17 protein-coding genes, 1 tRNA gene and 3 pseudogenes are annotated in these 26,406 nt (G+C 43.8%); 10 read left to right on the top strand and 11 right to left on the bottom strand.

Annotated elements, in window-relative coordinates:
- From GT348_RS07500 to GT348_RS07490, 3 genes and pseudogenes are all read right to left on the bottom strand, one after another.
- Nucleotides 1–2,136 carry a S9 family peptidase gene (locus tag GT348_RS07500; RefSeq protein WP_160619174.1) on the bottom strand — a complete coding sequence of 712 codons (2,136 nt, stop codon included), beginning with the start codon at nucleotides 2,134–2,136 and terminating at the stop codon, nucleotides 1–3.
- Nucleotides 2,137–2,166: 30 nt separating this feature from the next.
- Nucleotides 2,167–2,820 (bottom strand): annotated as a pseudogene (locus GT348_RS07495) (aminotransferase class IV); the annotation flags it as partial.
- Between the two features lie 142 nt (nucleotides 2,821–2,962).
- Nucleotides 2,963–4,294, bottom strand: a complete 1,332-nt coding sequence (locus tag GT348_RS07490; protein WP_160619173.1) for an anthranilate synthase component I family protein — start codon at nucleotides 4,292–4,294, stop codon at nucleotides 2,963–2,965.
- Between the two features lie 244 nt (nucleotides 4,295–4,538).
- Between GT348_RS07490 and gyrA the strand changes: the two genes are divergently transcribed.
- The 4 genes from gyrA (at nucleotide 4,539) to GT348_RS07470 (ending at nucleotide 9,518) form a co-directional block, all read left to right on the top strand.
- The gene (gene gyrA, locus GT348_RS07485) at nucleotides 4,539–7,337 is read left to right on the top strand and encodes a DNA gyrase subunit A (RefSeq protein ID WP_236646626.1); all 2,799 of its coding nucleotides are present in this window, start codon (nucleotides 4,539–4,541) and stop codon (nucleotides 7,335–7,337) included.
- The gene (gene coaD, locus GT348_RS07480; protein ID WP_160619171.1) at nucleotides 7,330–7,836 is read left to right on the top strand and encodes a pantetheine-phosphate adenylyltransferase; all 507 of its coding nucleotides are present in this window, start codon (nucleotides 7,330–7,332) and stop codon (nucleotides 7,834–7,836) included. The genes gyrA and coaD overlap by 8 nt, the downstream gene beginning before the upstream one ends.
- Before the next feature lie 48 nt (nucleotides 7,837–7,884).
- Nucleotides 7,885–8,382 carry a peptidylprolyl isomerase gene (locus tag GT348_RS07475; RefSeq protein ID WP_160619170.1) on the top strand — a complete coding sequence of 166 codons (498 nt, stop codon included), beginning with the start codon at nucleotides 7,885–7,887 and terminating at the stop codon, nucleotides 8,380–8,382.
- Nucleotides 8,383–9,442: 1,060 nt separating this feature from the next.
- Nucleotides 9,443–9,518, top strand: a tRNA-Lys gene (locus tag GT348_RS07470).
- A gap of 1,008 nt (nucleotides 9,519–10,526) precedes the next feature.
- Here GT348_RS07470 and GT348_RS07465 read toward each other — a convergent pair.
- A complete protein-coding gene (locus GT348_RS07465) occupies nucleotides 10,527–12,467 on the bottom strand; it encodes a hypothetical protein (RefSeq protein WP_160619169.1) in 1,941 nt (646 codons plus the stop codon).
- A gap of 384 nt (nucleotides 12,468–12,851) precedes the next feature.
- On the opposite strand from GT348_RS07465, the gene nagB reads away from it, so the two are divergent.
- From nagB to GT348_RS07440, 5 genes and pseudogenes are all read left to right on the top strand, one after another.
- Nucleotides 12,852–13,589, top strand: a complete 738-nt coding sequence (gene nagB, locus GT348_RS07460; RefSeq protein ID WP_160619168.1) for a glucosamine-6-phosphate deaminase — start codon at nucleotides 12,852–12,854, stop codon at nucleotides 13,587–13,589.
- 89 nt (nucleotides 13,590–13,678) lie between these two features.
- A complete protein-coding gene (locus GT348_RS07455; RefSeq protein WP_160619167.1) occupies nucleotides 13,679–14,566 on the top strand; it encodes an ROK family protein in 888 nt (295 codons plus the stop codon).
- Nucleotides 14,567–14,612: 46 nt separating this feature from the next.
- The gene (gluP, locus tag GT348_RS07450; protein WP_160619166.1) at nucleotides 14,613–15,911 is read left to right on the top strand and encodes a glucose/galactose MFS transporter; all 1,299 of its coding nucleotides are present in this window, start codon (nucleotides 14,613–14,615) and stop codon (nucleotides 15,909–15,911) included.
- Nucleotides 15,912–17,044: pseudogene (gene nagA / locus GT348_RS07445) on the top strand (N-acetylglucosamine-6-phosphate deacetylase).
- Between the two features lie 82 nt (nucleotides 17,045–17,126).
- On the top strand, nucleotides 17,127–18,404 hold the full coding sequence (locus GT348_RS07440; RefSeq protein ID WP_160619165.1) for a cystathionine gamma-synthase family protein: 1,278 nt from the start codon (nucleotides 17,127–17,129) through the stop codon (nucleotides 18,402–18,404).
- 67 nt (nucleotides 18,405–18,471) lie between these two features.
- On the opposite strand, the pseudogene GT348_RS07435 reads toward GT348_RS07440, so the two are convergent.
- The 4 genes and pseudogenes from GT348_RS07435 to GT348_RS07420 form a co-directional block, all read right to left on the bottom strand.
- Nucleotides 18,472–19,121 (bottom strand): annotated as a pseudogene (locus GT348_RS07435) (methionine ABC transporter permease).
- Complete coding sequence (locus GT348_RS07430; RefSeq protein ID WP_160619164.1) at nucleotides 19,102–20,136, bottom strand: methionine ABC transporter ATP-binding protein; 1,035 nt, start codon at nucleotides 20,134–20,136, stop codon at nucleotides 19,102–19,104. The pseudogene GT348_RS07435 and the gene GT348_RS07430 overlap by 20 nt, the downstream one beginning before the upstream one ends.
- Nucleotides 20,133–20,969 (bottom strand): MetQ/NlpA family ABC transporter substrate-binding protein, encoded by an 837-nt coding sequence (locus tag GT348_RS07425; protein ID WP_160619163.1) that lies wholly within the window; start codon nucleotides 20,967–20,969, stop codon nucleotides 20,133–20,135. Before GT348_RS07425 ends, GT348_RS07430 begins: the two co-directional genes overlap by 4 nt.
- A gap of 409 nt (nucleotides 20,970–21,378) precedes the next feature.
- Nucleotides 21,379–21,675, bottom strand: coding sequence for a YciI family protein (locus tag GT348_RS07420; RefSeq protein WP_160619162.1), 297 nt, complete (start codon nucleotides 21,673–21,675; stop codon nucleotides 21,379–21,381).
- A 115-nt stretch (nucleotides 21,676–21,790) separates the two neighbouring features.
- Between GT348_RS07420 and GT348_RS07415 the strand changes: the two genes are divergently transcribed.
- Nucleotides 21,791–21,961, top strand: a complete 171-nt coding sequence (locus GT348_RS07415) for a YqaE/Pmp3 family membrane protein (RefSeq protein WP_160619492.1) — start codon at nucleotides 21,791–21,793, stop codon at nucleotides 21,959–21,961.
- A 74-nt stretch (nucleotides 21,962–22,035) separates the two neighbouring features.
- Here GT348_RS07415 and GT348_RS07410 read toward each other — a convergent pair whose 3' ends face one another.
- From GT348_RS07410 to GT348_RS07400, 3 genes are all read right to left on the bottom strand, one after another.
- A complete protein-coding gene (locus GT348_RS07410) occupies nucleotides 22,036–24,510 on the bottom strand; it encodes a mechanosensitive ion channel family protein (protein WP_160619161.1) in 2,475 nt (824 codons plus the stop codon).
- A gap of 202 nt (nucleotides 24,511–24,712) precedes the next feature.
- Entirely contained in the window at nucleotides 24,713–25,954 is a 1,242-nt protein-coding gene (locus tag GT348_RS07405) for a tetratricopeptide repeat protein (protein ID WP_160619160.1), read from the bottom strand.
- A 3-nt stretch (nucleotides 25,955–25,957) separates the two neighbouring features.
- The gene (locus tag GT348_RS07400) at nucleotides 25,958–26,398 is read right to left on the bottom strand and encodes an ExbD/TolR family protein (protein WP_160619159.1); all 441 of its coding nucleotides are present in this window, start codon (nucleotides 26,396–26,398) and stop codon (nucleotides 25,958–25,960) included.
- Nucleotides 26,399–26,406 lie beyond the last annotated feature (8 nt).

Raw genomic sequence — 26,406 nt, 5'->3', positions numbered from 1 at the left:
TTAGTGCGCTGCCTTATGTTGCTCCAAACACCAAAGAGCAAATGCCTGCACCAGAGCTGTTTCTTTTAAACGCTCAAATCGTCCAGATGATCCACCATGGCCGGCTTCCATATTGATTTGGCATAAAAACGGCCCATTTTGCGCAATGTCACGTAATCTCGCAATCCATTTAGCAGGTTCCCAATAGGTGACACGTGGATCACAAAGTCCGCCTAAGGCTAAAATTGCAGGGTAAGGTTTGGGGTGAATGTTATCATAAGGTGAGTAGCTGGCAATAAGGTCATAAGCCTTCGGGTCAGTAAGGGGATTGCCCCATTCTGGCCATTCTGGCGGGGTAAGCGGTAATGTCGTATCAGACATTGTATTAAGCACATCTACAAAAGGCACTTGTGCAGCAATACCGGCAAATAATTCAGGTGCCATATTTGCGACAGCTCCCATGAGGAGCCCTCCAGCTGAACCACCATGGGCGACGATTTGTCCCGCTTTTGTATAATTTTCTGTAATAAGGTGGCGGGCACTGGCGATAAAGTCAGTGAAGCTATTGGTCTTTTTTTCCTTGCGGCCATCCAAAAACCAGTTCCACCCTTTTTCAGAACCACCCCTGATATGTGCAATGGCATAAACCCAGCCACGATCAACAAGACTCAATATAGAGGTTGAAAAAGCAGCCTCCATAGAAATGCCATATGAGCCGTAACCATAAAGGAGTAATGGTGCTGAACCATTTATGGCTGTTTCTTTGCGTTTAAGAACCGTGATCGGTACAAGTTCGCCATCATCAGCTTTGGCAAAAAGACGTTGTGTTTCGTAAAGAGCTGGGTCATGACCAGAAGGAACTTCTTTTATTTTGCGTAAAAGCCGCTCGCCAGTCTCCATATTTATGTCATACCAATGGGCTGGTGTTGTGGGAGATTGATAGACATAACGCAACATAGGTTGGTCATATTCCAAAATACCCAGTAAACTTAAACTATAGGCAGGTTCATCAAAACTAATCTGTTGGGCTTTATCGCGGAGTGGAAGTGAGGCTTTTTCTGTTAGAGAGGGTGCATCCTGAGCGGAAAGTACATAAAGATTTTCATTGCCTTCAAAGCGCTCAATCCAGCTTAGATGATGCCGTCCGGCGCAAACCCCTAATAGAAAATGTCCTTCCTGATGGGGAAGAAATTCCACCCAGTTTTCACGTTCAGTTGCTGTCTGGGGCGTTTGCATAATTTTAAAATCTGCAGCGCCACCTTGATTTGTGAGAATGATAAAGCGGTCATTCCAGTGCGTTAAGCTATAACGTTCTCCGCGAATGAGGGGGGCCGCGACTTGCGGAGATGTTGTCGGGGCTTTGGCAGGAATAAGTAACGTCTCATTTGTATCATGGTCGCCACGCTCAATGGCTATCCATTCTTTTGAGGCACTCAGTCCGATGCTTAAGAAAAACCCTGGATCGGTTTCTTCAAAAACAAGATTATCCTTCCCGCCTAAAAGGGGGCGACGATATATACGTGAAGGGCGGCCAAATTCATCGCGATAAATCCAGAATAGCCACTCTCCATCAGGTGATAGGGTGAAAGATCCTGTTGTGTTTTCAATGGCAGGAGCGCAGATCTCGCCAGTTTTTAAATCTTTGACCTGGATCCGATAAACTTCAGACCCTTGTACATCTTCGGAATAGACATAATAACGGTGATTTTCTGTATGGGCCGCACCAGCTAAACTATAATAAGCATGTTTTTTAGAGAGGCTATCAGCATCGAGTAAAATCTCTTCCTCGCCACCCGTACGGGGGCGGCGAATGTGCAGAGGATGCTGGGCACCTTCCTGATAACGAATACCATAAAGCCAGGGGCCATGAGGTACAGGCACAGATTCTTCTACCGGAGATAAGCGGCCAACCATTTCTGAAAAAAGTGTTGCCTGTAGATCTTCAGTGTCTTTTAAAACAGTTTTTGTGTACGCATTTTCAGCTTCTAAATGTTTGCGAATATCTTCACGCAAAATAGATGGATCACGTAATACAGTCTGCCAGTTATCATCTTTCATCCAGGCATAAGGGTCTGTCCTGACACGGCCTAGTTGTTCAATGGTGATATTATTGCGTGGTGCAACAGGGGGGCGGGGTAAATCTGTTTTAAAAGTCATGAAGGAAATGTGGTTTCTCTGAAGAGAGTGTCAATAGAGAAAGCGGCGTAAGCTTTGTGTGAGTTCCTCTGGGAGTGGAAGTTTATGCGTATTGATTGAGCTTATATTTGTTAAACTCAAGGCGGTAACCAGCCAGGCCCCCTCTAGTTTATAGAGCTCTTTTGATGTGAGTGATGACTCCGTACATAAGCCCTCTTCAATAAGACGTGTACGCGATATGCCCGGCAAAGCGCCATCCTCTATAGGAGGGGTAATAAGTTGCCCATCTCTGAGGGCCAAAAAATTTGAGGCTGTTGCTTCGGCAATAAAATCTTGCTCATTAAGAAGTAAGGCATCATCAGCCTGATGATCCTGTGCCTCTAAACGGGCAATGATTGAAAGTAGTGTATTGGTCGATTTTATATGAGATAATACAGAGTTTCTTTGCCGTTTATGCGACGATAAAATGAGTTTTACAGGTGCTGGCTCGTGGGCAGGAAGTGGGTTGATTACAAGTAAAATTGTTGGTTGAGCAGGTTGCGGTGGCATAAGCCCGCGAGGGCCTATTCCCCTGGTTACTGTTAAACGTGCCGAACCATTAAAAAGCTGATGCATTTCACAAAGCTGTAAAAGAGCCTGCTCAATAAGTGTTTTATCAGGTAGGGGGAGACGCAAAATCTGGCAGCCCTGCGCCAGGCGCTGAAAATGGCGTCCAAGATGGGGGCTTTACCGTTATAAAAACGGAATGTCTCATAAAGCCCATCTCCCAGTAAAAACCCACGATCAGCGGGGCTAATGCCGGCTTCATTGGTAGGGTGGATGGTGCCATTCAGCCAGAAAAAAGACGTCATAATGAACCCAGAGCTTTTAGGAGAGGGGCTGCCTTAAGCAACATTTCGTCATATTCGCACCCAGGGTCAGAGGGCCAGGTTATGCCTCCACCAGCGCCCAGGCGAAATTGGTCAGATGTTGCACTGATACTGCGTATGATGACAGAGCTATCTAAAGCACCATCCCACCCGATGCGAAGTAATGTGCCACAATAAACCCCACGTGACGAACTTTCTAACTCATCAATAATTTTTAAGGCCTGGTGTTTTGGGGCACCTGTGACTGAGCCAGGAGGTAATGTTGCCTGTAAAAGGTCAAAAACATCATAATGATCTTGAAGCCGACCCTGCACGCTTGAAACAAGGTGATGCACATGACGAAAGCGCTCAACGACACAGAGTTGCGGCACGGTGACAGTGGCTATTTTACTCACACGCCCCAGGTCATTACGCATAAGATCAGTGATCATCAGATTTTCAGCTAATTCTTTTTCGTCTTTGGAAAGGGCCTCTTGAATTTTGTTATTAAGAAGAGGGTCAGCGTGAATAGGAGCTGTCCCCTTAATGGGGCGGGTTTCAATGAGCCCCTCAGCAGACAGTGATAAAAAGCGCTCAATAGAGGCACTTAAGAGGCCAAAATCTGGTGTGTTTAAAAACGCACCAAAAGGGGCAGGGCAGGCTTGTCGTAACGCAGTATAAAGAGGGAGAAGAGGCATATTGGCAGGCCGTTCGGCCTTCCATCTCATTGTGAGATTGGCCTGAAAAATATCACCAGCTTCAATATAAGCCCGTATTTTTTCTACCTTATTTTTCCATGATGAGGCTTTGTCATCTGGAATAAAATTCAGGGCTGAAGGGAGTGTAAGCTTGTTTTGAGAGTCACTGGCAAAAGGCGCAGGGCAGGGCGGGGGAGCATTACCTTCTGCACTGGCCCACCATAAGCGTTGCTCTAAACGATCAAATATAAAAAGGTCAGTACAGGCCAAAAGCAAAAAAAGTGGTGCATCTGTTTTGTGACGTGATACAAGCCCCTCGCACATAAGCCCGGCCTCGTAGCTTGCAAATCCGACCAATCCACCTGTGAAAGGTAAAGAAGACATAAAAGGATTTGCAGGGCGGTATTTTTGCCAGAATGATCTCAGATAAGGACGAAAATCCCTAATTTCCTCAGATGTTAATTTCAGGACAGCTTTTGGTTTGGGGCATAAAAAACTAAATCTTTGCCTAGTCTGGGCTGGGTCACCGCCGCTATCAAGCAATAATGCTTCCTCTCCCTCCAATAGAGGTAAATAAGCCTCAATGGCTTGCCACGGGAGTTCAGTCAGAGTGGAAGAGAGAGATAACGCCATGTTATTAAGGTGCTAAAGTCCAGTTAAATTAAGGAGCTATACGACCTCCTAAAGGATTTATTCTGCTTAGAGAAGAAAAAGAAAGAGCCTTATGCGTCTAATCTGATGCTTCCTTCTGGCACTTCTGTGGGTAATGGGCTATGGTGACACTTGTCTTGTTGTCATAAAAATTGGTGGCATTATTTTGAGCGAACCGCACGATCTTCTTCCTTCTGACCGCCTCCCGGTGACAATTGAGGAGGAAATGCGCTCCTCCTATCTGGCTTATGCGATGTCTGTCATCGTATCGCGTGCCTTGCCAGATGTCCGCGATGGGTTAAAGCCTGTTCACCGACGCATCCTCTACGCTATGCGTGAGAGCGGCTTTACCTCTGATAAACCTTATCGCAAGTCTGCCCGCGCGGTTGGTGACGTCATGGGTAAATATCACCCTCATGGCGATAGTTCTATTTATGATGCTATGGTGCGGATGGCGCAAAGCTGGTCTATGCGCGTGCGCCTGATTGATGGACAGGGCAATTTCGGCTCGGTTGATGGCGATAGCCCTGCCGCTATGCGTTATACTGAAGCCCGCCTGGCGCGCTCTGCCTCTTTCTTGCTTGATGATATTGATCGTGACACGGTCGCATTCCAGCCAAATTACGATGAGAGTGAGCAGGAACCACAGGTTCTGCCTGCTGCTTATCCTAATCTGCTGGTTAATGGGGCGGCCGGTATTGCTGTGGGTATGGCAACCAATATCCCACCTCATAATCCTCTCGAAGTTATTGATGCAACATTAGCAATGGTAACCAATCCAGCTATTACGCTCGATGAACTTATGCAGATTATCCCCGGCCCTGATTTTCCTACAGGGGGAATCATTATGGGGCGCAGAGGTATTCGTCAGGCTTTTGAAACTGGTCGTGGCTCTGTCCCGGTAAGGGCACGTGCCGAAATTGAGGAAATCCGCAAAGATCGCTATGCGATTGTGGTGACTGAAATTCCATATCAGGTGAATAAAGCCACCTTACAGGAAAAAATTGCTGATCTCGTTCGTGCCAAAGAGATAGAAGGCATCTCTGATATTCGCGATGAGAGTGACCGCTCTGGCATGCGCGTTGTGATCGAGCTTAAGCGTGATGCTACGGCCGAAGTTGTATTAAATCAGCTTTATCGCTTTACCCAGCTTCAGACCTCTTTCAGCGTCAATATGTTAGCCCTTGATGAAGGGCGCCCCCGTACGATGGGGCTTATTGATGTGCTCAAAGCGTTTATCCGCTTTCGTGAAGATGTGATTTTACGCAGGGCGCGTTTTGATCTGAACAAAGTGCGTGATCGTGGACATTTATTGGTCGGGCTTGTTATTGCCGTTGCCAATATTGACGAGGTCATCACCCTTATTCGCTCAGCTCCTGATGGAGCTACAGCCCGTGAGCGTCTCATGGCTCGGGCATGGCCTGCTGAAGAAGTCGTGCCATTGCTGGAACTGATCCATGACCAGGGTAATATCATCGTAGATGGTTATATTCATCTCACCGAGGCCCAGGCACGAGGTATTTTAGATTTACGTCTTCAGCGCCTTACAGGTTTAGAGCGTGATAAAATCCAGGGTGAGTTGGATGAAGTCAGTGTTAAAATCACTGAACTTCTGGAAATTTTAGGTAGCCATATTCGCCGTATGGAAGTTATGCGGGAAGAGCTTCTGGCGGCCCGTGCTGCCCTCTCAACCCCTCGTAGTACTGAGATTTCTGATGCTTTAGGTGATCAATCAGACGAAAGTTTGGTTGAGCCAGGGCAAATGGTCGTGACGATTACACGTGATGGCTTCATTAAACGGACTCCGCTTGAAATCTTCCGTTCGCAAAATCGGGGAGGGCGTGGTCGTACGGCGGCAGGCCGTCGTGGTGACGATGTTGTGGTGCGGAGCTTTAATGCTCATACCCATCAATGGGTCTTCTTTTTCTCATCGGGCGGTAAAGTGTACCGCATGAAAGTCTGGCATTTGCCAGAGGCAGCACCAACGGCCAAAGGCCGTGCATTAGTCAATGTGCTGCCAGAACTTGGAGAAGATTCCATCACAACCGTATTGCCTCTTCCTCAGGATGAAGAGACATGGGATGACCTCCATCTCGTCTTTGCTACAGCAAGCGGCAATGTACGTCGTAACCGCCTTAGTGATTTCCGTAATATTCGGGCTTCTGGCCTTATTGCCATGAAGCTTGATGAAGGCGATTCTCTTATTGGTGTGGCAACGTGCCAAGAAGGCCAGGACGTCTTTTTGGCAACGCGTAATGCGCGGGCGATCCGCTTCCAGATTACCGACGATACTCTACGTGTTTTTGCAGGGCGCGGGAGTACTGGTGTGCGTGGTATTCGCTTGGGAGAGGGTGATCAGGTCGTCTCTCTCTGTATTCTTAACCACGTGGATGCAAGCGTTGAAGAACGCGCAACTTATCTCCGTATGGCCAATGCGCGCCGGCGTGCCATAGCTGCCTCTGAGGCTGATACAGAGGAAGAAGAGACAATTGAAGTTACTTCTGACGAAGAAGAAACGGCTTCGCAGGATGCAGCTTTAAGTGAAGAGCGTTTTGAAGAGCTTGCAGCTCAGGAAGAGCTTTTATTAACGGTAACGGATACGGGGTTTGGTCGCCGTTCTTCAGCTTATGATTATCGTGTGTCTGGCCGCGGTGGTCAGGGACTTAATAATATGAACTTCACAACTGAGCGCCGAGGCCGGGAAATTGTGGGAACTCTTCCTACAATGGATGGCATTGACGTGATGATGGTGACAGATACAGGCCGCTTAATTCGCCTTCCTGTTTCGCAGGTGCGGGTCATGTCACGTCAGGCAGGAGGTGTAACGCTCTTCCGTCTGGATGGTGAAGAAAAAGTCATGAGTGTCTTCCCTGTAGAGGAAGAAGATAACGACGAGACTAATGGTGAAAGTAGCGATAATATCGAGCAAACTCAGAGTGCACCAGATATAGCAGAAAATGCAGGCCAACCTTCAGAAACTGCTTCTTCATCAACGGTACCTGAGGCGCCGGAAGGCAATGGGTAACCCACGCATAGGGTTCTACCCGGGCACGTTTGACCCAATTACCTTTGGGCATTTAGACGTGATTGATCGGGCGGCAACTATTTTCGACCATCTCATTGTTGGGGTGGCTGTTAATGAAGATAAAAAGCCGCTCCTCAAGCTGGAAGAGCGGATCGATCTTGTCCGTAAAGAAGTAGCACGTTTACCGCATGGAGAGAGAATTTCTGTGCAGGGATTTGATAATCTTTTGGTTGATGCGGTGCATCAGGCAGGGGCGGGCACGGTCGTTCGTGGCTTGCGCTCGGCAGGTGATTTTGATTTTGAAACTCAGCTCTCAGGGGCTTTGCGTCGTCTGGCTCCTGAAATTGAGACAGTTTTTTTATTAGCATCAGAAAATCATCGCACAACAGCAAGTCGGATTGTCAAAGAGATTGCTCGCCTTGGGGGAGATATTTCTCATTTTGTAAGTGAGGACGTCGCTCGGCTTGTCTTGTCGAAATTGGGGTATGAGCCAATATAAAACTTATATTCCCCCTTAGAATAATTTTTCATTTTGTAGGAAATATATATGTCTGACAGTAAAAACACAGCTCCAGAGATCAAGGGTGACAAACTCGTTTTAGAATTGCCTGAAGGTAAAGTGGTTATCGTTCTACGTCCAGATTTAGCCCCTAAACATGCTGAGCGTATGAAATTACTGGCTCAGGAAGGATTTTATGATGGGGTTAAGTTCCATCGTGTGATCGAAGGCTTTATGGCACAGGGTGGGGACCCAACCGGCACGGGTTCAGGCGGTAGCTCTTATCCTGACCTTCCTGCAGAATTTACCAAAAAAGAGCGCTTTGAGCGCGGCACTGTCGGTATGGCTCGCACCATGAATCCTAATAGTGCCAATAGTCAGTTCTTCATTATGTTTGAAGCTTGCCCCTCACTTGATGGCGAATATACGATCATTGGACAAGTGATAGAAGGTATGGAGCATGTCGATAAATTAAAACGTGGCTCTGGCGCATCTGGCATGGTGAAAGAACCAGATGTCATCAAACGCGCTTATATTGAAGAATAAGCCATAATACAGCCCAGAGAGGGCTTATGGCCCCCTCTGGATTTTTTAACCTGCTCATTATAATTTAATATGACGTCACAAATTGTGAGATCATATTTTAGGACTTTTTATTTCTGTTTTGCCATGATGAAAGTCTGAATGTGGTTGAAAAACTCTCTAGACATGTTTACTTTAAGATAATAGATAATAGATAATAGATAATAGATAATAGATAATAGATAATAGATAATAGATAATAGATAATAGATAATAGATAAATTTTCGTATTATTTTAAATTTATTTACAAAAATTCTTATTAAAAATGTATGTTTCTCAACAAAAATATAATTTTATTACTATTGATTAAATCATTTATACATAAAAATCATTATAAATGAATGATCGATTCCAAATAATCACTATATTGAAAGTCATCATGTAGATCCTTTTAAAAGTGAGACATAAATCTGTTTTAGAGCGTGAAAATGCCGAAAAGAAAGCGTAAAGCTTTGAGTTTTCTTACTTAAAAATAGCTGTGAGAATTTACATTTGACTCCATGCTATATCCTCACAGTTCATTTGAATAAGCATAGGGTATGACTTGGAAGTCTCCTATATTGGGATGTATAGTACAAAATCCTATCTATGCTTTGTGAAATTACTTCACGATAAATAATGATCTCAAGACAGACAATAATACCATTATTGCGCATAATGTTATTGTAAACAGCCTTTTTAGATGAGCCTATTACGGGCAATATGCTTTGTTACCCTCACAAAAAAGGAGGGTGTGAGGTTTTTTATTGCCGTCTTAAACAGCCTTCATATGACAAAAAATCTTTAGGCAAGGGAGAATTTTTGCGAATTGCAGACGTAGAGTACAATAAATTTTCATTTTAAGTGCTGTGGGCAGAAATTTTTTTCTCCCTATTTTTGTAGCAAACTATCTCATTTAAAGGCTCAGAGCGTAGAAAAGGTGAATGAAAACAAAGAAATTTAATTAAAACGTCATTAATTATACTTTTTTGCATAAACTCCCTTGACGGACCCGCCTCTATCCTGTAGCCAGTCTCTCGAAGTGAACCGGTAGCTCAGTCGGTAGAGCATTCGACTTTTAATCGAATGGTCGTGGGTTCGAATCCCACCCGGTTCACCAAATAATCCCTTAAATCAATTTAGATAAGACGAAGCGCCGGCGGGAAATAGCCGAAGTTCGTTATTGATATTTTTGAATAATCCCAAATCGTCTCAATTGCATCTAACGCACTTAGGGGTATTTGAGGGAGGTATGGTTCCCAGAAGTGAGGGTATTGCTGTGCAGAAAAATATCACAATTAAAAACGTGAAAGTGAAAGATAAGCCTTACATACTTATCTGATTCTACAAGGTTCATGTCTTATGGTTTAACCAAATGTTTTAAAGCTACAGCATCTTAAATATCGTTTTAGGGTAGAGAAAAGCTTCTGCCTTTTGGGAAATGTTCCTAAGCTTTTAGGTCAGCTTTCCAGACGTATGAATAGAACGTGAGGTAGCCTGAGAAACGCTAAGAGCCGTATCAGACCTTTCACTAATTTATAAGCAGCGTTGAGCAGAAGTAATAAAATTGGTAGATTATTCAGATCTTGTGTGCCGTATAACAGGACTCTGCAAGATACCTTTCAGCTGATTTTCTTGGTCTGCAAGGGCGTCAGAATCATTATATACCTTAACTATGAGCGTTTCTTTCAACAAAAACGCAGTAAACAGGGCCAGCCTTAATAATATAACATGCCATAGTTTCTGGCCCGTATCAGCACCATATCATTTTCGGATTTTTGCAATTTACAACAAGGAAGAAAGATTGTGAAAATTATTTAGTAAGGTAGTAACTTGCCATATAATTAGACAATAAAGAAAGCGCCTATCACTTTTTCTCTATTGTCTAATTTAATGACATAATATGTGTGATTATTTTATAAGAATATAATAAGTGTAATATTAATATAAGAAGTTTTAACCAAAATTACATATTAAAATAGAAAATATTTTTACTTAATGATTATATATAAATAATATTAGTATATTTAAATTTAATAAAATATAATAATCTATTTAAATACTAATACTAATCATTGTAGCAAAATAAAGCTGGCTATTATAATCATAGCCAGCTTCTCTATTAAAATTACTCGCGGGCAATAGCGCCATCATCAGTGCGCCAGTTACCATCTTTATCTAAAAAGACCCAGCGTCCCGATCCATTACCTGCCGTTTGACCAGCATTGAGGCAGGTATCGCACCAAACGCGGTCAGATATCTCATGTCCGCCGCTTTTAATTGTCCCTAATGTTAATTTAACACCAGAACGAATGAGAGAAACATTTTCTATGAAAGGAATTTGGCCCACCAAAGCTGTTACGTTATTAGCGTATAGTCCTTTGACGCCACGAATATTGCCACCATTGGCAAGTTTGGAGCCAACCTGCCAATCGCCATTATCATCACCGGTTAAAGTTGCACCATCTTGTTCTCCTTTGGGAGTATTAGCGCGTGCAACGATTGATTTTTGTGTTTCGACCACTAGGTTATTACCTAACCATGTCGAGCCGTCGCCGCGGACACAGAGGCCAGGTGCGTCTTTATTAAGCCAGACAGTGTTATTTCCAATGATGCAAACGCCGCCTTGATTGGCCTTGCTATAGTCAAAGGAGATATAACCCTGACGAACCCCTGTTTTACCTGTGCTATCCCAACGTGTGCCGTCTACAACAAGCCCGAAGTTAACACTATAATCAGGCCAATCAAGCGTAGCAGAGTTGTCACTTGTCTGTTGAACCCATTGGCGCGTAATAAGCTGGTGATTATTCAGTGTTGGTGTAAAGCTTTCAAAAGAGGTATGGGCGTTATTAAGGCCATTTTTGGGGGCTTCGGAACCAGGGATGTAAAAATTATAACCCTTATATTCGTTTGCCCATGATGGCACAGTATTTTGAATACCGTTAGGCAGGTTATTGCCGTTAATGAGCAGCCCTGTTGAATCATAACTAGGGTGCAGGCATTTTCCGGGGGCTGAGGCTGGTCCTCCGCACTCATAGGAGATCATAATGCCATTCATTGTAGCCTGGCCTGACTGCGTGCCATCATAATGAATGTTCATCTGCTCGCCATTAAAGCGATCTGTGAGAGAGTGGGGGGAATTACTGGGGTCAAAGGTCATATAAATATCGCTGCCACCAGTTTGGGTTGGCATACCGATCATAGCGACAGCTTTACCGAAGTTTGAACGTACAGTGTCATATGTCGTGGTAGGAACATCATTATCGCGCCAGGGGTGTCCCGAGCTATCACCACCCTGTACAGCCCAGCCATTAACTGTAATAGATGAACCATCTTTTGCCACGCTTTGCACTGTAGATACATAATAATTATGTGGTGGAAGCGTTTTACCTTCTGAAGGGTTCGACATGCCGCTATCATCAGTGAAATGAGGGGCAGGAACATCAGCTGAAATAGAATTTGTGGTAATATATTGGTTAGGGTGGATGCGTGCTATTTGCTGAGCAGTCAAGTGCTTGTTTTGGGGCAAATAGATATGTGTGGCGTCATAGGTGACATCATCTAGCACAAGTTGAGGCTCAGCACTCTTAGGCTGAAGATATTCAACAACACTATCAAATGATGGGTTTTTGGCAAAATTACTATTAATTGTCAGGTTGCTGGATAATCCTGCTCGTGTGTCAAACACAGATTGTGATGTTGTGACTGAGCAAATCAAGCAGCCCATATCTAGATAACCATCAGGCATACCGCGAAGAATAATTTGGGAATCTGTACCTAAATGATCTTCAGCAATTGTAGATGCTACACTGCCAGCCCGTTGTGCACCTAAAAGCAGTGCATGAGGCTTGATCCAGGGATCCATATTCTGCCCGGTTCGGATATAAGAAGTTTGCGTGCCACCGACTGTTAAAATAGGTGCTTTATCGGCAGCAGATGCCAAATGATGTGCATTTACGGTTAAATGATAGGTATTTACGGGTAAGTTGGCTAAAGCTGCCTCTGATGTTAAGGCGAGCGAAGACACCCCTACCGATAAGGTAAGGAGCAGATTTTTTAATTTACTCATAGATAGGCCTTGATAATATAATTTTTCAAATAATTAGTAAAATATAGACACACCTCCATATTGGGAGATGATAAAAATTATATTACAATAAAATCTCACGATTTGCAAGAAATAACGCAAATATTGATAATATTATGCAAGTAAATAACATATATTTTAACTTTAAATTTAACGTGTCGTTAAATAATTTTTTGTGAATCAAATTATTAGTTAGTGGTTTATCGAAATCACAAATATGTGACAATAATGCCAAAAAACTGGAGAAATCCTTGTGCAAGAAGCTGGTAAACAGTTTTTAGTAAAATTGAATCGTTGACTTTGTAAATATCTCTGCATTAGCTTCGTAAAAGATAATATTAACGGTAATAAAGTATTGGTTCTTTTATGAAAGTTCTCATTTTCCCTAACGCTACTGACGCAGCTCATGAAGCTGCAAAGATCATAGCCAAAAAAGTACATGAAAAGCCAAAATCTGTTCTTGGTTTGGCAACAGGTCGTACGATGGAAGGGGTTTATCGATCTCTCATCCAGATAGCTAAGCAGAATAATTTAGATTTCTCTCAAGTTACTAGTTTCAACTTAGATGAGTATGTAGGTCTTTCTGCTTCTGATAAGCAGTCATACCACTATTACATGCAAGACAATTTATTCCGTTTTGTTAATATTAATATGAATAACACGCATGTACCAAATGGTGTTGCAGCAGATCTTGAAAAAGAATGCGCTGCTTATGAAGAGGCAATAAAACAGGCTGGTGGTATAGATATACAGCTTTTGGGTATAGGCGATACCGGACATATTGGCTTTAATGAGCCACCTTCTGCTTTTGATAGCCGGACGCGCTGTATTACGCTGGCTTCCGAAACGCGGCAACAAAATGCGGGAATGTTTGAAGGAAATCCCCAAAAAGTGCCGAGCAAGGCTTTGACAATGGGTGTCGGCACGATTTTGGAAGCCAAGGAGCTGCTTCTTATTGCTCTGGGGAAAGACAAAGCACCGATTATTGCAAGAACACTTGAAGGTGAAATAGGGCCAGAGGTCAGTGCTACGGCCGTGCGTTTGCATAAAAATGTCACGATTATTTTAGACCAAGATAGCGCCTCATCTTTGAAACAACAATAGATGAAAAATGGTTAATAGATGGCTCGTAAGTAAGCGTCTGTAATCAAAAAATCATGTTGGATTAATCTTAAGAAGAAAGTTGTCTCACAGTGTCTGATCCTATTCTTTGTGCCGATGTTGGTGGTTCTTTTATTAGTATGGGTGTATTCACGCCAGGCTCAGCTTTGGTAAGAGAAAAACAAAAACGCCCTACACCTACACAGGATTTAGAAGCATTTATCAATGCTTTTAGAGAGATGTCCGCGCCTTATCCTAATCTACCTCTTCACATAGCCATAGCAGGTTTAAGCGATCCTGAGACTGGGTTATGCAAAGCTGCTAACATAAAAGCTATTAACGGGATAAAGCTTAGGGAGGTTTTAGAAAAGTCTCTTTCTCGTCCCGTACGCGTAGGGAATGATGCTGACTGTTTTGCATTGGCAGAAGCACGAGAAGGTGCAGCAAAGGGACATTCCAATATATTTGGCATTATCCTGGGCACAGGCACAGGGGGTGGTTTGATCCTTAATGACAAGCTTATTGTCGGGCGCGGAGGTTACACAGGTGAGTGGGGCCATGGGCCCTTTATTCAAGATATGCAGGGCAAAACGCCGTATTTTCAATGCGGTTGTGGTCTATATGGCTGTCTTGAAACTATTGGCAATGCCAGAGGGTTAGAGCATTTACATCACTGGCACTCAAAAGAATCTCTAAATAGTTTCGATATTTTATCGAATGCGCATCGAAATGAACCAGCCGCTTCTAAGACTGTTTCTCTCTTTATTTCGTATCTTTCATCAGCTTTAGCGGTAGCTGTTAATATTACAGGGGCTTCAATCGTTCCTGTAGGAGGAGGACTTTCAAATGATAAAGCTTTGATTAAAATGCTCGATGAGGAAGTAAACCGTAAATTGCTTTACGTGCCTCATTCAGCACTTGTTGTTCCTACTCAACTTGGTGGAGATGCCGGTATGATCGGTGCCTCCTATTTGAGTTAAGGGGTTTATCCCTTTTACGATTTTTTAATGAGCGAAAGTGCCTAAAATGAGAGACAGTCATGACTTGTCAGAGCGCGTGGCAGGGCGGTTAGTTGGACCATATAGCTATAGTATACTTGTTATTTCAGCCTGTATTTTTGTTGCAATAGGATTTGTGACCTGGATTAACGGGCCGCTTATTTCTTTTGTGGAGGTTGCCTTCTCGCTTGATGAAGTGAGCGCTTTCTTAATACCGCTTGTATTTTACATCTCGTATTTCTTTTTTTCTATCCCTGCAGCGTTTGTCGCTAAAAAATTGGGTATGAAATTAGGACTATCGTGCTCGCTACTTGTTTCTGCCCTGGGTGTTGCCTGTTTTGGGCAATTTGTTGTGTGGAAAAATTATCCTGGGGTATTAGCTGGTCTTTTAATTTTAGGGGCTGGTGTTTCTCTCATGCAGCTCATTATGAGTGCTCTGGTCAGTCTTCTTGGCCCTGCTTCCAGGGCAGCACAGCGTATTGCCATAATGGGCATATGTAATAAGGCAGCTGGTATTGTAGCGCCTATTATTATAGGTGTCTTTGTTATGGGCAATATAGGCTCAGTTGCAGAGCGCGCCCAGGCTGCTCCCGATAAAGCTGCAAAAGATGCGATTTTATATCCGCTTGCCCACTCTTTGTACGGACCTTATCTTATTTTAGCGGCTATTCTTGTTTTAATTGGAATAGTGGTCCTTTTCTTCCCGCTTCCGACCTTAGAAGCCCCTCCTATTGTAAAGCTTAAAAAGAGTGAGCGTTCGCATTTCCTACAGCCGCACGTTATTTTTGGTTTTATCGCTCTGTTCCTTTATGCTGGTAATGAAGTTCTTGCTGCTAGTGCGATTGGCACATATGGCAGTGGGTTTGGCCTTCCTCTGGATTCCACAAAATTTTTCACGACCTTTACACTGACAGCCATGCTGATTGGTTATATTGCAGGGTTTGTGGTTGTGCCGCGTTTTGTTACGCAGGAAGTTTATGTGCAATTCTCATGCTTTATAGGAATTGTTTTTGCCATATGCGCCTTTTTCACTCACGGTTATAGTTCAGTCTTTTTCATTGCGCTTTTGGGGGCGGCAAATGCGATGATCATGCCTATTCTCTTTCCGATTGCCCTTAGAGGCGCAGGTGCTTTAACGTCTTTAGTTTCAGCCGTGCTGGTTATGACTTATTGTGGAGGGGCTATTATTCCTCCGATTTATGTTTTGTTAAAACCCTATCTCGGGTTTCAAGGGGCGCTTATTTTGCTGGTCGTACCGTCATATCTCGCTATGTCAGCTTATGCTTATTATTTTGGCCGGGTCGGCCTTCAAGCTGAGGAGGGATAAATGAGATCTTTAACAGGGCAAATTATTTTTCCAGATCATCAAAGTGCGGGTTCAATTGAGTTTGGCAGCCACATAGAAAAGATCACCCCCTAAAAGAAGCTCCTGATACATATATTTTACCGGGCTTTGTTGATGGTCACGTCCATGGGGGAGATGGCGCTGATACGATGGATGGCGTTGAGGCGATCCGGAAAATGGCGCTTTTTCACCTCCGTCATGGCACAACAACGATTCTGCCAACGACAATCACACGCCCCTGGGAAGATATCCTTACTGTATTAGAAGCGATTTCCAAGGTTATGAAAGAGGGGGTTCCAAATGGCCCTCATATTCATGGTGCTCACATAGAAGGGCCTTTTGTCAGCCCTCATAAGCTTGGAGCCCAACCTGCTTTTGCTATTGAGCCTACAGCTGAGCGTGTTGATGAGTTAATAAAATCAGGTTGTGTCAGTCTTGTGACGATAGCTCCTGAATTAGCACATAGTGATACGGCAATGGAGAGTTTTGCCAAAGCCGGCATACGTGTCAGTCTGGGTCATACTGTAGCAAATTATGAGCAAACAGAACGGGCTTTATGTATCATTTGTGGTGCAGGAGGTACGGCCGGAGCGACGCATCTTTTTAATGCAATGCCTTCCATTCAGGGGCGTGATCCTGGCCCTGTAACGGCCTTTATGTGTCATGATGTGGCTTATGCCGAAATGATTTTTGACACGCATCATGTTCATCCGGCTACTTTCCGGCTGGCGTCCAAGACAATGGATAATCGTCTTTTATTTGTGACAGATGCTATGCGCGGTGCTGGGCAGGAAGATGGACCAAGCCAGCTAGGTGGGCAAGATGTGATGATAAAAGAGGGTGTCGTACGTCTGCCTAATGGTAGTTTGGCTGGAAGTGTTCTAACGCTCGACCAGGCATTTCGTAATGCTGTGCGTCATGGGGCGTCTCTTTCTAAAGCTTCCAGGCTGGTAAGCACAAATGCGGCCCGCTATTTGGGTTTGCATGATCGTGGTGAAATATGCGAAGGAAAATTAGCTGATTTTGCTGTAATGGATCGCGATTTCAGAATTAAAGAAATGTGGGTTGCAGGCAATAAGGTCTTTAGTCGTGAGGGGAGCCTTTCCGACTCTTAAAAAGCTTGTTGTTGCTAAAAATCTGACAGTAAGAAAAGAATAGGCTAAAAGAATATTATCTTTTTTTACTAAATGGATTTTTATGAGTAACTCACGCCATCATAAACTCACATTAGGGTCACATAAATTGCATCCTGATACACAGATGCTTAATTATGGTTATGACCCTATGCTTTCTGAAGGGGCTGTTAAACCTCCCGTTTTTCTGACATCTACTTTCGTGTTCCCTACAGCTGAAGATGGACGCGATTTCTTTGATTATGTCATGGGACGCAAACAACCCCCTGAAGGAAAAGGGGCCGGTCTTGTTTACTCGCGGTTTAATCACCCTAATAGCGAAATTGTTGAAGACCGCTTAGCTGTTTATGAAGGCGCCGAAAGTGGCGTAGTTTTTTCTTCGGGCATGGCTGCAATTTCCACAAGTTTACTAGCTTTTGTACGCCCTGGTGAGGTGATTTTGCATTCTCAACCGCTTTATGGCGGAACAGAGACGTTATTAAGCAAAATCATGGCTGGACTTGGAATGAAGTCCGTCGGATTTGCTAGTGATGGCAATGAAGAGACAATTAAAAAGGCCGCTCAAGAGGCCAAAAAATTAGGTCGCGTTGCTCTTATTTTAGTTGAGACGCCAGCAAACCCGACAAATAGTCTTGTTGACCTCCCCTTAATGCGTGAGATTGCTGAGTCTTTAGGGCAGGAAGAGCGTCCTCTTATTGCTTGTGATAACACACTTTTAGGGCCTGTTTTCCAGCAACCTATTGCCCATGGTGCTGATATTTCTCTTTATTCTCTGACGAAATATGTGGGTGGGCACTCCGATCTTATTGCGGGTGCTGCTTTAGGGTCTGTGGCCCTGATGACAAAGCTCCGTCAGTTACGTGGTGCTATTGGTACTCAGCCCGACCCACACACCTGCTGGATGTTAGGGCGTTCGCTCGAGACACTTGGTTTACGGATGGAAAAAGCAGCTTCCAATGCTTTTGCCGTAGCAAAATTTTTGCAGAACCATCCCAAAGTGGAAAAAGTTTATTTCCCACCATTTTTTGAGAAAGAGTCTGCTCAAGGGAAAATTTACGCCAAGCAATGTTCAGGTCCTGGCTCAACATTTTCTTTTGATGTTAAGGGGGGGCAGGAAGCTGCTTTCCGGTTCCTTAATGGATTACAGATTTTCAAATTGGCCGTTAGCCTTGGTGGTACTGAATCGCTAGCAAGTCATCCTGCGACTATGACGCATTCTGGCGTGCCAGAAGAAATACGTGAGCGTATTGGTGTAACTCAGGCAACAGTAAGATTATCGCTTGGTATTGAAAATGAGGATGATCTGATTGTTGATATGACACAAGCTCTTGAAAAAGCTTAGTCAGTTTTAAAAATAAGGGGGGACTATTTCCCCCTTATTTTAAAGTTCTCTTCTAAAAAGCGTTAGATTAGCGTTTGAGCCAGCGTGTAAGGATGTTTCCTATAAGCTGCATGAGGCAAACCATTACGACTAAAACAGCCACCACCCACAACATTATGGTTGTATTAAAGCGTTGATAACCATAGCGGATAGCCAAATCGCCTAGCCCCCAGCGCCGATTGTGCCTGCCATGGCTGAAGCCCCGACTAATGTAACCAGTGTCACAGTGAGGCCACCAATCAGGCTGGGCAGAGCCTCGGGAATCATAACAGAACGCATGATTGTAAAGCGCGTACCGCCCATAGACCGCACAGCATCAATCAAGCCAGGATCAACTTCTCTTAGGGCTACTTCTGCAATACGGGCAAAATAGGGGATAGCCGCGATGGAGAGCGGCACAATGGCAGCTTCAGTTCCCAAAGATGTGCCTGCTATCATTCTTGTTATGGGAATGAGAAGCACGAGTAATATAATAAAAGGCACAGCCCTTAATGCATCAACAATAAGCCCAACAATCCTCGGTAAAACAGGGAGGCGATAAAGTCCCCCCGGGCTAGTGGTGATGAGAAAGAGAGCCAGAGGCAAGCCAAACAAAACAGCAATGGCTGTAGAGGCAAAAACCATTTCCAGTGTTTGTAATGTAGCACGAATAATGAGGTTAACGATCAACGGGGACATAACCGATAGCCTCCATATGTTGTACATTTGTGGCTAAAAAAGCCTGAGCTTCAAAAACTTTTTCTCCTTTGAGGCCGATAATCATATCGCCAGTTAATTTTTCCTCAATGGAGGTTACACCGCCTTGTAGTAAAATGGTCTCTACGTGGAAACGCTCTGCCATCAGTGAAAATAAAGGCTTTAAAGCTGTGTTTTCATTCATGATTAAGCGGAGTACAGGCATTAAACCCGGTGAAGGCTGATGCTGGAGCTGATTTCGTAGCTCAGAAGGAAGTTGGGGGCAACTATCAGCCAATAAAGCCTGAAGGGGACCTTGGTCACTACTTTTGCATAATAGGTCAAAAAAAGTACCGTTTTCGACAAGCTTACCATGATCAAGCACTAAAATATGCTGAGCAAACCGGCGTACAACATCCATTTCATGCGTAATAAGAATAATGGTTAAGCCCAGCTTCTGATTAATATCATTAAGCAGGTTGAAAATGGACGTTGTGGCTTCTGGGTCGAGAGCAGATGTTGCTTCGTCGCATAAAAGGAGAGAGGGGCTAGCGGCCAGGGCACGTGCAATGCCAACACGCTGCTTTTGCCCACCAGAAAGTTGAGAAGGATATTTTTTCTCAAATTTCTCTAATCCCACAAGTTGAAGGAGTTCTTTAACTCGTGCTTTCTGCCTGTCTTTTGACCAACCCGCAATTTGTAGAGGCAGGGCAATATTTCCGGCTACAGAGCGCGATGTGAGCAAATTAAAATGCTGAAAAACAAGCCCAATTTCGCGCCTAATTTTAGTGAGGCTGGTTTCATTCTCTTTGGTTAGATCAGTACCATTGAGTATGATTGAGCCTTTTTGAGGGCGTTCCAAAGCACAAAGACAGCGCAGGAGCGTGGACTTGCCCGCTCCTGAACGTCCGATGAGACCTACAACTTCGCCTTTCTTTACAGAAAAGGAAATATCATCAAGTGCAATCTGATCGCCAAAGCCATGCGTTACATTTTGGATATCTAAAATAATGCTCATGGCCAGGCAGGGAGAACCGTCCCGTGATAAACTTCATGAAGAGCTTTGGCTACATTTGGTTGCTGAAACGCCTTGACCAGGCTTTTAGCCCAGGGCTTGTCTTCATCACCCTGATTGACAACGATAATGTTGACGTAAGGGTTGTCTTTTAGATTTTCTGTCCCAAGACGTTCTTTTTTCAGATCAACCCCTGCTTTGCGTGCCCAGTCTGTATTAATGACCGCTCCGTCAAGATCGGGTAGGGACCGCCCCACAACACCAGCATCGAGTTCTTCAATGGTGATATTATGTGGGTTATCAGTTACGTCTAAAGCTGTGGGGAACAGGCCTGCATCAGAAGATACTTTGATAAGACCTAAAGATTGAAGCATTAAAAGGGCACGCCCTTCATTGCTTGGGTCATTTGGAACGCCAATTTTAGCGTTTTTAGGAATATCTGCTAAAGATTTCCATTTTCGGGAATAAAACCCAATAGGCTGAAATGTTGTATTTCCAGCAATAACAAGATGATAGCCGTGAGCTTTATTTTGTGCTTCCAGATAAGGCGTATGCTGAAAAGCATTTGCGTCTAAATCATGCTCTATCAGAGCTTCATTAGGGGCATTATAATCTGAGAAAGTGGTAATTTTAACGTTTAAGCCATCAGTAGCGGCATTTTTGGCAACAACGCGCCAAACATCTTCATCCTCACCAGACATGATACCGACTTTAACGGTTTTAATAGCCTCAGCATGGGCAGGCATGGCTGTGCTGAGTGCAAAACTAGTAAGTCCCGCTAATCCAACAGTAAGAGCGAGAAGACGGCGGCGACTGAATGATAGTCTCTGTCTCATGGTGGGAGTGCCATCCAAAGGTTAAAACGTTGTTGCGACTATAACGACCATTTATCAAAAGTGTGTTTTATCTAATCATAAAGACACAAGTGATAAATATTGTGCTTCTCTTAGGGAAACTGCTTGTAAGGTCAAGCCTTTTTATGACTATCTGAAGTCTTTATAAAAGTTTTTCCCTAATTAAAACGCATAAGAGCGGTATTATGATGGTTTTTGTATAAAAAGTCTAATATTGGCTTTTTGTCTGCTCTGATAAGAGTTTAAAAGTGTGTTTTATAAAGCCAGTTTATGACGGCTGAGCTCATATAATATTATTCAGGCCCCTATTAAAAGGCCGTAAAAGCCTTGTAATAGGGTCTTAATCATAGTTTGAGTAAATATTATTGAATAAGCCCTGAGAGTGGGAGTTTTAAATTTTACCCTCTAAAAAAGAAGCATGTTTGACGGCGTTGAAAGCGCATAGCTCATAGCGGGCGACACCTGAAGTGACAAATGGATCTTGTGCAAGGCGTTCTAAAAGATCTTTTTCAGAAAGGGTTGCACGTAAAATGAGAATGCCACCCTTGCCTGATGTCATAGGCCCTGAAATTAAAAGTAAATCTTCTTGATAGAATTTATCAAGAAAGGCTCGGTGACCAGGGCGTTGTGCTGCTACTTCCTCCTCAGAAGCGAGGTAAGTAATGGTTGCTAAAAATAGGTGGCTCATAAGAAACCTCTAAAGAATTACAAATCTTTACGCGATTTTTACGCATTATTCTGGATTTTAGAACAGGTCCATCAGTTTAGAAGAGATTATATCTCTTTGAAAGGGAATAACCATGTTGCGTATTTTGATTGCTTTTTTCTTTCCTTGGCTCACATTTTTTACAATTGGCCGTCCTGTAGCAGGGATTATTTGCTTTGTCCTTCAGGTCACAATTTTGGGATGGGTGCCAGCGGCAATTTGGGCCTTTATCGCTTTAAGACGTTATGATCTCGGCAGAGGGGCATAATATAAGGCGTAATTGCCCCCTATATATTTGCATGAAAAACCCCTGCTCTTTCGGGCAGGGGTTTTTTATAAAAGCTAGGCTTCTGGTTTGTTTTCGGCCTGTGCCTGTTTTGGATCAGATCGTCCAGAGTTTACCAAGTCTGAGTGTGAGACGTCAGCATTTCCCTGATTAATGACATGAATTGTGCGGGTTGGGAAAGGTATATCAATACCACGCTCTTCAAAGCATTTTTTCATACGGCGATAAAATTGCCGCTGAACAGGCCAACGTCCACCGGTCGTGGTTGGTAATGTGCCTTTGATTGTCACGGAAGATTCATTAATTGAATCAACACCCCAGAGTTGGAAATCATCGATGATGAGGTTTTTAAAATCTGGGTCTTCCCGCAGACCTTTTGTAATGTCAAAAAGTGCCTGCACAGCTTTATCGGTGTCTGTTCCATACGAAACTTCTGCTGAAATCATGGCACGTGCAAAGTCACGGTCATAATTGATAATTTGCCCCAGTGAACTAAAGGGGAAAATATTCATTGAGCCGTCATTGGCGCGTACATGCACTGTGCGTAAAGAGAGCTTTTCAACAACGCCGTAAGTTCCACTTAGTGTAACAGCATCGCCAACAGTAAGAGCATTTTCCATTAATAGAAAAATACCACTGATGAAATCTTGCACTAATTTTTGAGAACCAAAACCTAAGGCCACACCAAAAATAGAAGCGCCTGCCAAAAGTGGAGCAATATTAACACCCAGCTGGGATAAAACCGTTAGTCCGATCACAACGGTTAAGATCACCAGGAGCAGAATGCGTAACATAGGTTGCAAAGTGCGAATACGCGCTGTGCGGGCCCGATAGTTACCACTGCCCTCACGCTCAAGCTGGTGAACTTTATGCTCTATGGCAACATTCGACATTTCCCATATAACAACGCCAATGAGCAGGGCAATGATAATTGTTACCATTGAGGAGAGCAGACGTCCGCCTAAAGTATGAAGCCCAATGACTGCATAAACTGGGGCGCCCAGAGCAACAGCGACAGCAAAGATGGTAAGGAGCAGGATAACGACGCTCGTTACGCGCTGTGCAGCAGGGTAGTAGCGTAGAATGCGGGTTGCTGTTTCCTTGCTGATATTACGGTCATTCAGCCTGGTGAAAAAGCGCTCTAACCCGCCAAAAGCCAGAATACTGACCACACGCATAAGAATGAGGGCAGCTATTGTTCGTGCTGTTAAGCGTAGAATTAACTGATAACCACCAGGAACTTCGGCTGCCCACACAACCCAGAGTGCAATGTCAAAAATAATGGCGACGATCCACCAGAATCTTCCAATAAAATGGAGGACGGGGGCGAGGCGTTTATTATGGTCGGCCGCACGATTAAAGAGCCACTTAACATTACTGCGGCTGCCTAAGATCATGATAGCGATCATGATATGGACAATAAGGGCCAGAATCTTTGCCAGAGAAAGGCTTATGCTTTCAGGAAGAGTGCAGTCATTAAGAATGATAAGTGCCGTAACACCCCAGGCAATGACATTACCAATGCGATAAAAGCCTTTAAATAAGAAAATTGCGGTGTTGTCGTTGATTGTCGTCAAACGCAACCAGGGTCTCTCAGGGGCAAAAAGGGCACGTAACAGAGCGACCCATACGCCAAAGCCAACAGCGGCAAACCATGCAATACTCCAGATAGCACGCATTGTACGAACATCTGGGGCAGGGTCAAAAGTTTGGATTAATAAAGCGACAAGAGGAAACATGGCTATTGCCAAAAGATCCATCCCAAAGCGTCCCATTGTGTATGGAAAGCGCCTGAATGTGATCATGAGGCGAGTAAGTGCCCCCTGTCTTCGCATTCTTTCAGCTTCGTCCTGAGCCTTATTAGCGCTTAATGAGTCTTTATTTTCATCATTAACGGTCTCTTTGGCTTGTTGATCAACCGTGCTTTTGGTTTCCTGAAAATCCTGTAAATCTTTTTGGATATTATCACGGTTATAGCGTTGAGCACGCAATTCCAAACGTTTGCGCGGCGTATTTAATAAGAAATGAATGCCGTAAGAGAGAATTAAGCCTCCGACAATCAAAATAGCAACGCGTGTGGAAATACGGAGGATTTCACCCTGCACACTTGGTGTATGCATGACGTGGTTAACCCAAGGCCCTGTATCAGTAAAATTAGTGACTGTTTTAGTGAGGCTATGGAGCTGAATTATTGTTTTGTGACTTGCTTTGGAAATACTGTTCCAGGCAGAATCTAGCAAAGAATTATTTTGTTTATCCTTCTCAACGGCTTTTTGAGCGTCGGAAAGATTTTTTAGTGTCGTAACAAAATCCTGACGTTTTTTGGAATCATTTAAAACGTTAAGAAGCTGATCGGCTTGCGCTGATGTTACGGGAGGAGCATTTGTGAGAGGTACAGTCTGAGCAAGAGTTGCACAAGGTAATAACCCTAGAAGGATTACCAGTACAGCTAAAAACCGCCTCATAAAGGCAGATTTTTGAGGAGGGGACTCTGAAATTCTAAAAGCGTTATCACAAGCTTTCTCTGGCATGAGACGGCTTCTCCTCTAATAGTGGAAAAGAGTGTTTAGAATGGAAAAGGCTTAAAGTAACACGTTATAGAGGTGATAACGTGTTAAGAAAACCTTACGGTATTTTAACAAAAAAAGCGCAAGATAACGTTAAAAGGGCTCAGATAGTTCGCTTTTAACGTCTCAAATCTTGCTTTAAAAAATAATGTACAGGATTTGTTTTTTAATTTTTAGGTGATTTTGCCTGCCATTGGATAGACCATAATCGAGCCATGGTTGCAGCTGGGGATGTCCCTTTTATCTGTTGAAGTGTTTTGAGGGCTTCAGATGTTTGTCCTGCATCATTTTGAGCAAGGGCATAATCTAATAAAGCCTGATCATGACTAACTGGTTTTTTCTCCAGGCCACTATTCATTAAGGCCAGGCCCTGTTCTTTTTTTCCGGCCAGAACAAGATTATAACCCTCGATCAAAGAAGGTTTTGCAAGAGCACTATTTTCTGCTTCTTTGACTCTATCATTAAGGGCAGCCTTTGCGTCTTCTGCGCGCTTAGCAATAAAGGCATGGAAATGGTCATCCTGCTTTTTGGTAGTTCCTTGTCCCATCAGGTGCCATGAATAGGCTTGGTTTAGTAGAGACAAAGCCAGAGTAGGATGGCCAAGCTGCACCGCGCGTTCTACCATGTCTTTAATTTCGGCAGGGTCTTTTAAGTTGTGTGTGACAAAGCGAAAACGCTGTAAGTTAAAGATTGAAGCAGGGGGCAAAGTTCGGTTGGCAAGGAGAGTTTGAATTAAATTTTGCCAATATTTTGGCTTTGGATAATGCTGAACCAGAAGCGTATAGGCCTGCGTTGCACGAGCCTGGTCTTTAACGCGGTTAGCCACTAAAGCGTATATTTGTAATTCTGTTTCACTCGGCATGCGCCCTGCCTTTTGGGACAAGGCTATGGAATCTTGAGCGGCTCTTAATGTTTTGGGCCAGTTATGATCAAGATAAAAGGCCTGAGTTAGCAGTAAGTTCGTTTGTTCATTAGGACCAAATTCTTTAATATAGCGTTCAGCAGAGCGAGCCGCAGCACTGTAGTTTTTAGCTTTATAGGCCAGACTAATTTCCGCAGAGAGCATTTTTTCTCTATCTTTGGATGATGTCTTAGGGTCATTAATCAGTGCGTCATAAGCTTTGAAAGCTTCTGTGACATTGCCTGTCTTTGTAGCAATGGCTGCTTTCATCTGGGCAATCACATAGGCTTCGTAAGAGCTTTTATGGGGTACAATCTCAGCCGCATTGACTGAGGCAATAGCGGCGTTGTAACGGCGTGCAGCGAGGGCCGTTTTAGCTTGCTGTAGTGGCACCCCAATTTCTGGTCTCAATATGTTATCATTTGCCTGCACTATAGTTGTCCCCAATAATGCAATGCTTCCACTTAAAAGAAGAGCACGTAAGCACATGAAGCGAGAGAGAGACACTGATTATTGTCCTTCCATAAATTGATCCAGGCCGATAATACCCAACTTTTTAATGCCTGATTTTTGGGCACTGGCTAATATATGAGCAACGGTCTTATAGTTAGCCAGCCTATCAGGGTGAATATGAAGTTCAGTCTCATTTCCATTATTTTGCGATACGATATCGTGCAAATGAGTTTGTAAATCTTCTTCAGAAGTAAGAAGAGTGCCGTTCCAACTCAAGCTGTCATCGTAATTAATATCTAACGTGATTGTTTGAGGATGAATATTGCCTGGTGGAGATTTACCCTGGGGCAAGTCAATTGAGACAGAGTGCGTTTGTAGCGGAATGGTGATGATTAACATAATAAGCAGCACCAGCATGACATCAATTAAAGGTGTTGTATTGATGTCAACAATGCTCTCATCAGCATGAGTGACGTCTGTGCCTAGATTGAGAGACATATGGAGAG

Source organism: Aristophania vespae (assembly GCF_009906835.1).
GTDB lineage: Bacteria > Pseudomonadota > Alphaproteobacteria > Acetobacterales > Acetobacteraceae > Aristophania > Aristophania vespae.
This window is presented reverse-complemented; position numbering and strand designations above follow the sequence as displayed.

Excerpts from the sequence above, each read along its gene's own strand:
- GT348_RS07500 (WP_160619174.1), bottom strand. The coding sequence starts at position 2,136 with ATGACTTTTAAAACAGATTTACCCCGCCCCCCTGTTGCACCACGCAAT.
- GT348_RS07490 (WP_160619173.1), bottom strand. The coding sequence starts at position 4,294 with ATGGCGTTATCTCTCTCTTCCACTCTGACTGAACTCCCGTGGCAAGCC.
- gyrA (WP_236646626.1), top strand. The coding sequence starts at position 4,539 with ATGCGCTCCTCCTATCTGGCTTATGCGATGTCTGTCATCGTATCGCGT.
- coaD (WP_160619171.1), top strand. The coding sequence starts at position 7,330 with ATGGGTAACCCACGCATAGGGTTCTACCCGGGCACGTTTGACCCAATT.
- GT348_RS07475 (WP_160619170.1), top strand. The coding sequence starts at position 7,885 with ATGTCTGACAGTAAAAACACAGCTCCAGAGATCAAGGGTGACAAACTC.
- GT348_RS07465 (WP_160619169.1), bottom strand. The coding sequence starts at position 12,467 with ATGAGTAAATTAAAAAATCTGCTCCTTACCTTATCGGTAGGGGTGTCT.
- nagB (WP_160619168.1), top strand. The coding sequence starts at position 12,852 with ATGAAAGTTCTCATTTTCCCTAACGCTACTGACGCAGCTCATGAAGCT.
- gluP (WP_160619166.1), top strand. The coding sequence starts at position 14,613 with ATGAGAGACAGTCATGACTTGTCAGAGCGCGTGGCAGGGCGGTTAGTT.
- GT348_RS07440 (WP_160619165.1), top strand. The coding sequence starts at position 17,127 with ATGAGTAACTCACGCCATCATAAACTCACATTAGGGTCACATAAATTG.
- GT348_RS07430 (WP_160619164.1), bottom strand. The coding sequence starts at position 20,136 with ATGAGCATTATTTTAGATATCCAAAATGTAACGCATGGCTTTGGCGAT.
- GT348_RS07425 (WP_160619163.1), bottom strand. The coding sequence starts at position 20,969 with ATGAGACAGAGACTATCATTCAGTCGCCGCCGTCTTCTCGCTCTTACT.
- GT348_RS07420 (WP_160619162.1), bottom strand. The coding sequence starts at position 21,675 with ATGAGCCACCTATTTTTAGCAACCATTACTTACCTCGCTTCTGAGGAG.
- GT348_RS07410 (WP_160619161.1), bottom strand. The coding sequence starts at position 24,510 with ATGCCAGAGAAAGCTTGTGATAACGCTTTTAGAATTTCAGAGTCCCCT.
- GT348_RS07400 (WP_160619159.1), bottom strand. The coding sequence starts at position 26,398 with ATGTCTCTCAATCTAGGCACAGACGTCACTCATGCTGATGAGAGCATT.